Genomic DNA, 4,458 nt, shown 5'->3' with positions numbered 1-4,458 from the left:
AAATAAACAAGGGGGTAGATTGAACCCTTTATTTTTTTGTTTTAATATAATATCATGGGGGTGAAGGATTTTGGATAGAAGATCTAGAATTAATTTTGTTCTTAGAACTATTTTATTTTTTTCAGCTATAATAATATTTATCGATAATCCAAACAATATAAACAAGATATTAAATTACAAATTGATATTTAATATAAAATTGTACCATATATGTTGGATTTATTTAGTAAATGATCTTTTAAAAGTAGTTATTCCAGCTAAAAGTAAAAATACTTATAATGGGAAATTATTTTTAAAGCATTATAGAGAAAAAAATAATTACAATGAAAATAAATTAAAGTCTGAGGTAGTAGAAGCTAATAAAAATGCACTTAACGTAGCTCTATTTTGGATAGGGGCAAATATAATAATATTGTATGTATTTTTAAAATTAAAATTAGATTCTTCATATTTGATAATGCTATTTTTATTTTATTTTTGGGCTGATATGGTGTGTGTAAATATATGGTGTCCATTTCAAGCTTTGTTTATGAAAAATAAATGCTGTAATGTATGTAGAATTTACAATTGGGATCATATAATGTATCTTACTCCTTTTATATTGATGCCTAATTTTTGGACATACTCATTAATAGCTCTCGGATTATTTAGCTTAATACAATGGGAATATCAATATAAAAAGTATCCAGAGAGATTTTCAGGTATTTCAAATATGAATTTAAACTGTGCTGGTTGTAAAAATGAGTGCAGATTTAATAAAAAGAAGGTAGAACAAAGAACTAAAAAATATAAAGAGGTATAATATGAACAATAAAAAAACAGCTTTAATAACAGGATCATCTAGAGGAATAGGAAGGGCAATTGCGATTTTGTTTGCTAGAAATAATTATAACGTCGTGATAAATTACAATAAATCTGAAGAAAAAGCAAAGGAGCTTTACGACGAGCTGACAAATGAAGGCTTAGATGTCAGAATATTTAAAGCAGATGTCTCTAAACCTGAAGAAGCAAATGCACTTGTAAACTACACTATAGGTCAATTTGAAAATATAGATGTACTAGTAAACAACGCTGGTATAAGTAAGCCTTGTATGTTTACGGATATGACATACGAGCAATGGAATGAGACAATGTCTGTAAATTTAAATTCAGTATTTTATGTAACAAAAAAAGCTCTCCAATATATGCTTCCAAATTGCAGCGGCAAGATAATAAATATATCTTCTATGTGGGGGCTTGTAGGAGCTGCTATTGAGGTTGATTACTCTGCATCAAAGGCTGCTATAATCGGTCTTACAAAGGCTTTAGCGAAGGAATTAGGACCTTCTAACATAAATGTAAACGCCATCGCACCTGGTGTGATAAATACAGATATGGTAAAAGGCTTAGGAGAGGAAACTATGAGCATGCTAAAGGAGGAAACTCCTCTAATGAAAATAGGACAGCCTGAAGATATAGCTAGATGCGCTCTATTTCTAGCTGGTGAAGGTGGAGATTTTATAACTGGACAAGTGATAAGCTCTAATGGTGGATTTGTAATATAAATATAACAAAAAGGAATAAAAAAATAAAAACTATAAATTTCGGATTGATAAAAAAATCTAAAATTTATAGTTTTTTTAATATATAATTATCCCATACGAGTAAAATAATCGATTGCCTTTGAAAAATCTTCAATTGTCTTTTCTGCGTCTCCATGTTCTATGCCGTCTTTGACACAATGGTGTAGATGACCTTCTAGTACTACCTTTCCGACTTTATGTAAAGCATTTTTAGCTGCATTTATTTGAATTAAAATATCTTCACAAGGAATATCTTCTTCTACCATTTTAGATATTGCATTTAGCTGACCTTGGATTTTTTTTATTCTAAGCTGAATATTTGGTATATCCATACATTGTCGCATTTTAACTCCTCCTCTTATTATTAAACTATTATTCTATAATAATACTAAATTATTCTAAAATCAATAAAATAGCAATTCTAAAATAATATAATAATTTTAAAAAAAATCAATAAGCTTTTGTAATTTGAATAACGAGATTAATTATGCTAAAATTACCATGAGGTGATAAAAATGAAAGTTAGTAGACGTTTTCAATTAGCAGTACATACTATTTTATTTATTGCGGCTAATGGCGATGAAAAAAATTTGACATGTGAGTACATATCAAAGGAGATCAAATGTAATCCAGTAGTTATAAAAAATATACTAAATCTTTTATATAAGAATAGTTTTCTTATAAAGCCTTCAACTATTTCAGGTATAAAATTAAAAAAGAGTGCAAAAGATATAACTTTATGGGATATCTACAAAATTACAGATGAAATAGATATAAAGGATATATTTAGTGATGATAACTTACAAATTACAAATCCGATTGTGGCTGATTTGTCAGAATTACTAACTACAGATTTTGAACAAATAATTCAATTTATGAAGGAGACTTTATCTAAAGTTTCAATTGAAACTTTACTAGCAAAGCACAGTCAAAAGGACAAAATCAAGAGTGAAGGTTAAAACTTCAACTAAATCTCAAATTAGGAGGCGATTTTATGATTTCAAAAGAAATAGCTACACAGGTTTTAGAAAAATGTTTAATTACAGGAGCTGATTTTGCAGAAATATTTGAAGAAGATAGTATAACAAACAATATTTCTGTATTAGATGATAAAGTAGAAAATATATTAGGAGGTAGAGACTACGGTATAGGTATAAGAATTTTTAAGGGCTTAAAAAGCGTTTATGCTTATACAAACGACAATAGCTTATCTTCACTTTTAGATACAGCCTACAAAGCAGCACTTGCTCTAGGAAAAATCGAAGGAGATAAGTCTATAATACTTAATAATCAAAGACAGCTTAAAAATTTACACCCTATAAAAATCCATCCTAATAGTGTAGACTGCCAAGATAAAATCAAAGTTATGAAAAGAGCATATAAAAGCGCAAAGGATTTTCACACAGATATATCTAAGGTAAGCATAGGGTATTTAGATAAAGAACAAAATGTATTAATAGCTAATACAGAAGGATTGTACACTGAAGATACTAGAATTAGAACTAGACTTATGATAAATGCCATAGCATCTAATGAGACAGAAAACCAAACTGGAACTCAAAATCCTGGAAGACTTATGGGATTTGAGATGTTTAAAGAAGAAGTAGATCCTGAGCATTACGCAAGGGAAGCCGCTAAAACTGCTCATATAATGTTAAATGCAAAAAACTGTCCAGCTGGTAAGATGCCTGTAGCTATAGACAATGGATTTGGCGGAGTAATATTCCACGAGGCTTGTGGTCATTCACTAGAGGCTACATCAGTAGCAAAGGGTAATTCTGTGTTTGCAGACAAATTAGGCAAACAAATAGCTTCTACAAAGATAACAGCAATAGACGACGGAACTATGAAAAACCACTGGGGTTCATCAAATATAGACGATGAGGGAACTCCTACACAAAAAAACGTACTTATAGAAAATGGCGTATTAAAATCATATATGGTGGATAAACTAAACGCTAGAAGAATGAATTGTGAAGTTACAGGTAGCTCTAGACGTCAAAGCTATAAATTCGAGCCTACTTCTAGAATGACTAATACATATATAGCTCCCGGTACAGATAAGATAGAAGATATAATCAAATCCATAGACTACGGACTATATGCCAAAAAAATGGGCGGCGGTTCTGTAAACCCAGTTACAGGAGAATTTAACTTTGCTGTAAGTGAAGGATACTTAGTTAAAAACGGAGAAATCGTAGAACCAGTAAGAGGCGCTTCACTGATAGGCAAAGGCAGCGAGGTTTTAATGGATATAGATATGGTGTCTGACAATGTAGCTCAAGCAGAAGGTATGTGCGGCTCTAAATCAGGCAGTATCCCTGTAAATGTAGGACAGCCTATGATCAGAGTTAAAAGCATAACTGTCGGTGGAAGGGAGTAGTGATTATGAACGTAAATGAATTTAAAGAAATATTATTTAAAAAAGCTTCTGATGCTGGATTTGAACACAGCGAAATATACGTTACAAATTCAGAATCTTTAAATATATCTATTTACAAACAAGAAGTCGAAAGCTACAACTTAAATAAAAGCTTTGGACTGTCATTTAGAGGTATAATAAATGGCAAAATAGGATATTCTCATACTAGAATACTAGATAGAGATTCAATAGACATGCTTGTAAGTACTGCTAAAAATGCAGCTTTATTGATCGAAAACGAAGATATGCAATTTATATACGAAGGCGATAAAAAATATCAAGACGTAGTATGCTACAACGAAGCGATAGATAATTTAGATCCAAAGGATTTAATACAATTAGGACTTGATATAGAGACAGAATGCAAAAGCTACAACGAAAATGTAATAAATACTGGAGTCTGCAAAGTAATATATTCTAAAGGAGAAGTCGAAATATCAAATACTAAAGGATTAAATCTAAAAAACAAAGAAA

The 4,458-nt window shown here is 30.5% G+C and carries 6 protein-coding genes; 5 read left to right on the top strand and 1 reads right to left on the bottom strand.

From position 1 onward, the window contains the following. Positions 1-70: 70 nt before the first annotated feature. Both ACI3VO_RS07160 and ymfI read left to right on the top strand, forming a co-directional pair. Positions 71-802: a hypothetical protein gene (locus tag ACI3VO_RS07160; protein ID WP_439757248.1), complete on the top strand. Its 732-nt coding sequence runs from the start codon at positions 71-73 to the stop codon at positions 800-802. Between the two features lies 1 nt (position 803). Beyond that, the gene (gene ymfI / locus ACI3VO_RS07155; RefSeq protein WP_439757247.1) at positions 804-1,544 is read left to right on the top strand and encodes an elongation factor P 5-aminopentanone reductase; all 741 of its coding nucleotides are present in this window, start codon (positions 804-806) and stop codon (positions 1,542-1,544) included. Between the two features lie 86 nt (positions 1,545-1,630). On the opposite strand, the gene ACI3VO_RS07150 is transcribed toward ymfI, so the two are convergent. Then, positions 1,631-1,906 carry a metal-sensing transcriptional repressor gene (locus ACI3VO_RS07150; protein WP_290685976.1) on the bottom strand — a complete coding sequence of 92 codons (276 nt, stop codon included), beginning with the start codon at positions 1,904-1,906 and terminating at the stop codon, positions 1,631-1,633. 171 nt (positions 1,907-2,077) lie between these two features. On the opposite strand from ACI3VO_RS07150, the gene ACI3VO_RS07145 reads away from it, so the two are divergent. The 3 genes from ACI3VO_RS07145 to ACI3VO_RS07135 form a co-directional block, all read left to right on the top strand. Next, positions 2,078-2,521 carry an Rrf2 family transcriptional regulator gene (locus ACI3VO_RS07145; protein ID WP_439757246.1) on the top strand — a complete coding sequence of 148 codons (444 nt, stop codon included), beginning with the start codon at positions 2,078-2,080 and terminating at the stop codon, positions 2,519-2,521. A 35-nt stretch (positions 2,522-2,556) separates the two neighbouring features. Beyond that, entirely contained in the window at positions 2,557-3,945 is a 1,389-nt protein-coding gene (locus tag ACI3VO_RS07140; protein ID WP_439757245.1) for a TldD/PmbA family protein, read from the top strand. Positions 3,946-3,950: 5 nt separating this feature from the next. Continuing rightward, on the top strand, positions 3,951-4,458 hold a 508-nt coding region (locus ACI3VO_RS07135; protein ID WP_439757244.1), incomplete at its 3' end, for a PmbA/TldA family metallopeptidase.

This window comes from Intestinibacter sp., from assembly GCF_051866655.1.
In the GTDB taxonomy this organism is placed as follows: Bacteria; Bacillota; Clostridia; order Peptostreptococcales; family Peptostreptococcaceae; genus Intestinibacter.
This window is presented reverse-complemented; position numbering and strand designations above follow the sequence as displayed.